The sequence below is a fragment of the Vibrio sp. SG41-7 genome (assembly GCF_014164465.1).
Classification (GTDB): domain Bacteria; phylum Pseudomonadota; class Gammaproteobacteria; order Enterobacterales; family Vibrionaceae; genus Vibrio; species Vibrio splendidus.
The window spans coordinates 1-3,815 of record NZ_JACJFF010000220.1 but is presented as its reverse complement, the minus strand read 5'-3'; the positions used below and the strand labels follow the sequence as shown (position 1 = coordinate 3,815).

The following is a 3,815-nucleotide window of genomic DNA, read 5'->3' as shown; positions in this document are numbered from 1 at the left end:
ATTACATCAGGGCCATGAACACAATAATAATGTGCTCAATAAATAGGCCGAATATATGAAGGCAATGACTCTATTACCAAACGTGTAAAATTACTTGCAAACTGGGTGGGTCCATATATGACGGAAGTTTGTTTAGATGCGGGTAAACGAGATGCGAGATACGAAGAGCATTTAAGTATTCGTCATCCTCAAGAGGGAGGGACGACCGAGTGGGGATCTAGCTTTTGATACCAAGGTGGCTTTTAACAAATAGAGCCCGTTCTTCGACTGACATAAATGGCACCTCGACAATCTCATACCCAAGCTCTTGATAGATTCTGACCAACGCGTGGTGAATCTCTAATGCCTCTTCAAACGGATAAGGCCTCACATCATCTTGTACGTAAATCGATGCATCAGGGCGACAGAACAAGGCTTGTGAGTGATAGCCTTGGCTAGCTTCTCGGTAGATTTCGTCAATCTCAAGGTTCGCCTGAGTTAAGTAACCGCAGATATCTGGAATGGCGCGATCGAGAAACGCAACCGGATGCTGGTTGGCCTGTTCCTTTTGTTCATTCATGACAGTGAGACACAGGCGAGCAAAGCCCGGTAGGTCGAACCAAGGTAAGATACCGTTCTCAAGTTGGCTCTGCTGTTCTATTAACTGGCGAGGGGACTCAGCGAAGGTTGGGTAACCCATGTCACCCAAGGCATTAATCAGTGTTGTCTTCCCGGCTCCGGGGCCGCCAGTAATAATGATAGGTTGCATCGTGTTCTTTATCTGTAGCGCTACTTCTGGTTCAGCTGAGCTAGGAACTTATCCGATTCTGCTATTGCAGCATTCATCTGTTCTATCGCGTAGGCGATGTCTTTTTCTAAGCTCATAAATTCGCCCTGCAACGAACCGACAGCACTCGCATTGAGGTTATGCTTTAGATAAAGCGTATTGTCGCGAAGGGTGTTGAGTACCGGGTCCATTTTCTTCTCAGCGCGTTTCATTGCTGAAAGCATGGTCTTGTAAGACGATTGGGTTTCTCGCAGTTTTTGTTCACTCGAACGGCGCAGTGAAGCACTGGTGTAGAGGTCTAATTCGCTCTGCCACTCTGCAAACAGCGCATCTGACACGTCTTCAATCGCAGCAATGCGATCACTGACATTTTGTGCGGCTTTCTCGCTGTCTTGGTATTTATCGTTGATTTGGTTGTACATATCTTCAAGGTCGCCGCCACTGAAGTTCGTCAGGCTACTCAAGGCTTCAAGTGCGCTAGTAAACTCTTCCTGAGCATCCTGCTGCGACTCTTTAGCGTCTTCCACTCTATCGACCATAATGTCACGCTTGTGGTAACCCACTTGCTCCATGGCGGAGTAATAAGCTGATTGGCATCCAGTAAGAGTAAAAATAGAGAGGACTATAACTATTAAATAAGGCATCCTAGTTTCCTATAGTTAAATAAAGGAATATTAATTAGGACTATGAACGAGTTACCAGGGAGTTACAAGTTGAAGATAAAAAACGCAGTCACAGGGAGCATTCAGTTTTCCCGCTATCTTTTGGCGCGAATGACGCACGATAGGGTCAATGTGAATGCGGGTTACTTGGCGTACATTACTTTGCTCTCGATCGTACCGATGTTGACGGTTTTGCTCTCTATCTTATCGTCATTTTCAGTCTTTGCTGATGTTGGCCTAGTGATTCAAAACTTCGTTATTACCAACTTTGTTCCAGCATCTGGAGATGCGGTGCATGGTGCTCTACTCGAGTTCGTTGCCAATACCGGCAAAATGACAGCGGTGGGCAGTGTGTTCTTATTCATTGCGGCATTGATGCTGATCTCCAACATCGATAAGAACCTTAACTACATCTGGCGAGTAACAGAAAAGCGTCGGGCCGTATTGTCCTTTTCAATGTATTGGATGGTGCTAACGCTTGGACCTATTTTGATTGGGGCGAGCATTGCTGCAACGTCGTATGTGACATCATTGAACTTGTTACAAAACGAAGTCGTGTCGAGTGCCTTTAATACCGTGATTCGCAAGCTCCCTTTGATTACCTCATTCTTTGCGTTTTTCGGTCTGTATCTGTTGGTTCCCAACAAAAAGATACACTTTTCTCATGCGGCAGCGGGCTCTCTGGTTGCGGCTTTGTTGTTCGAACTCAGTAAGAAAGGCTTCGCGGCTTACATTACTCAATTCCCTTCTTACCAATTGATTTATGGCGCATTAGCGGCGATTCCCATTCTTTTTGTCTGGGTGTATTTGTGCTGGTTGATTGTGTTGGTGGGTGCTGAGGTGACGGCCGCGTTGGGCGAGCAGGAACAGTGGAGTGACTCTCAAGAAATGGTACACTCGTCGGATAAAGAAAAAATCACAGAGCAAGGAAACAACAGTGATAGCACTGATCCAGAGAGTAAGTGAAGCTGCCGTCCGTGTTGATGGCGAAGTAGTGGGTGAAATTGAGCAAGGCTTATTGGTTCTGTTAGGCGTAGAAAAAGGTGATGACGAAGCCAAAGCCAAACGTTTGATGGAACGAGTGACCACTTATCGTGTCTTTGGAGATGAAGACGATAAAATGAATCTCAATGTAAAGCAGGTAGAAGGTAAGGTATTAGTGGTTTCTCAATTCACTCTGCCAGCTGATACCAAGAAAGGCACACGAGCAGGATTTTCTCGTGGTGCTCACCCAGAAGATGCAGAGCGTCTTTACAACTATTTCTCTGACCAGTGTGAATCAGTGTTGCCAACGGAACGTGGCCGATTCGCAGCCGACATGAAAGTGTCTTTGGTTAATGATGGCCCAGTAACATTCTGGCTGCAGGTTTAGGCTTAAAGGAATAAGCATGTTTAAACTCATAACACCGACCACCGAAAATCAGCTGAACAAGTATTACCATTTTCGCTGGCAGATGCTCCGTGAACCTTGGCGAATGCCGGTAGGTTCAGAGCGCGATGAATACGATGCCATGAGTCACCATCGCATGATTGTCGATGGTCGAGGTCGCTCGATGGCGATTGGTCGTCTCTATATCACCCCAGATCTAGAGGGGCAGATTCGCTATATGGCGGTGAAGAAATCTCGCCAAAGTAAAGGCATGGGCTCACTTATCTTGGTTGCGCTAGAGTCACTGGCTCGTCAAGAGGGGGCGAAGCGTTTGGTGTGTAATGCACGTGAAGATGCGATCTCATTCTATGAGAAGAATGAGTTTGAACGTCGTGGTGAAATTAACGATCAACGCGGCCCTGTGCGTCACCAACAGATGGTGAAACCTCTTGATCCAATGGCTGATGTACTGCGCAAACCAGAATGGTGTAATGAGCTTCAGCAGCGTTGGGAAAATCAGATCCCGATCAGTGACAAAATGGGCATCAAGATTAACCAATACACGGGTTATCAGTTTGAGTGTAGCGCTCAGTTGAATCCCAACCTTAACCCTCATAACACCATGTTTGCTGGCTCAGCTTTTACCTTGGCGACTCTAACGGGTTGGGGAATGACTTGGCTATTGATGAAAGAACGTGGGCTGACCGGTGATATCGTACTGGCAGACAGTAATATTCGTTATCGTCACCCAGTCGAGCAAAACCCAGTCGCATCTACGTCATTGGATGGGATCAGTGGCGATTTAGATCGCCTCGCGTCTGGCAGAAAAGCTCGCATCATCATTCATGTGACCATTAACAGTGGCGATGTGGAAGCGGTTGAGTTTACGGGAACCTATATGCTGATCCCTGACTACAAAAAGCGATTATCAACAGACTCTAATGTAAGCGTATAGCTGACACTGCCTAACAGATACAGATACAGCTAAAGATACAGATACAGATACATATACAAGGCG

The 3,815-nt window shown here is 46.4% G+C and carries 5 protein-coding genes; 3 read left to right on the top strand and 2 right to left on the bottom strand.

What is annotated here, in order from left to right; all coding sequences use genetic code 11:
- Positions 1-217: 217 nt before the first annotated feature.
- Together H5300_RS25850 and H5300_RS25845 are read right to left on the bottom strand one after the other, a co-directional pair.
- Positions 218-748 (bottom strand): AAA family ATPase, encoded by a 531-nt coding sequence (locus tag H5300_RS25850; RefSeq protein WP_182797273.1) that lies wholly within the window; start codon positions 746-748, stop codon positions 218-220.
- Between the two features lie 20 nt (positions 749-768).
- Positions 769-1,410 carry a DUF2959 domain-containing protein gene (locus tag H5300_RS25845; protein ID WP_017079335.1) on the bottom strand — a complete coding sequence of 214 codons (642 nt, stop codon included), beginning with the start codon at positions 1,408-1,410 and terminating at the stop codon, positions 769-771.
- Between the two features lie 42 nt (positions 1,411-1,452).
- On the opposite strand from H5300_RS25845, the gene H5300_RS25840 reads away from it, so the two are divergent.
- From H5300_RS25840 to H5300_RS25830, 3 genes are read left to right on the top strand one after another with little or no spacing between them, the layout of a single operon-like run.
- Complete coding sequence (locus tag H5300_RS25840) at positions 1,453-2,394, top strand: virulence factor BrkB family protein (protein ID WP_017086963.1); 942 nt, start codon at positions 1,453-1,455, stop codon at positions 2,392-2,394.
- Positions 2,366-2,800 (top strand): D-aminoacyl-tRNA deacylase, encoded by a 435-nt coding sequence (gene dtd, locus H5300_RS25835; protein WP_004735590.1) that lies wholly within the window; start codon positions 2,366-2,368, stop codon positions 2,798-2,800. The genes H5300_RS25840 and dtd overlap by 29 nt, the downstream gene beginning before the upstream one ends.
- A gap of 16 nt (positions 2,801-2,816) precedes the next feature.
- Entirely contained in the window at positions 2,817-3,752 is a 936-nt protein-coding gene (locus H5300_RS25830; protein ID WP_182797272.1) for a bifunctional GNAT family N-acetyltransferase/hotdog fold thioesterase, read from the top strand.
- Positions 3,753-3,815: the final 63 nt, after the last annotated feature.

Bases quoted from the DNA above. Each gene is read 5' to 3' on its own strand.
- H5300_RS25830 (WP_182797272.1), top strand. From the start codon at position 2,817: ATGTTTAAACTCATAACACCGACCACCGAAAATCAGCTGAACAAGTAT.
- H5300_RS25840 (WP_017086963.1), top strand. From the start codon at position 1,453: ATGAACGAGTTACCAGGGAGTTACAAGTTGAAGATAAAAAACGCAGTC.
- H5300_RS25850 (WP_182797273.1), bottom strand. From the start codon at position 748: ATGCAACCTATCATTATTACTGGCGGCCCCGGAGCCGGGAAGACAACA.
- H5300_RS25845 (WP_017079335.1), bottom strand. From the start codon at position 1,410: ATGCCTTATTTAATAGTTATAGTCCTCTCTATTTTTACTCTTACTGGA.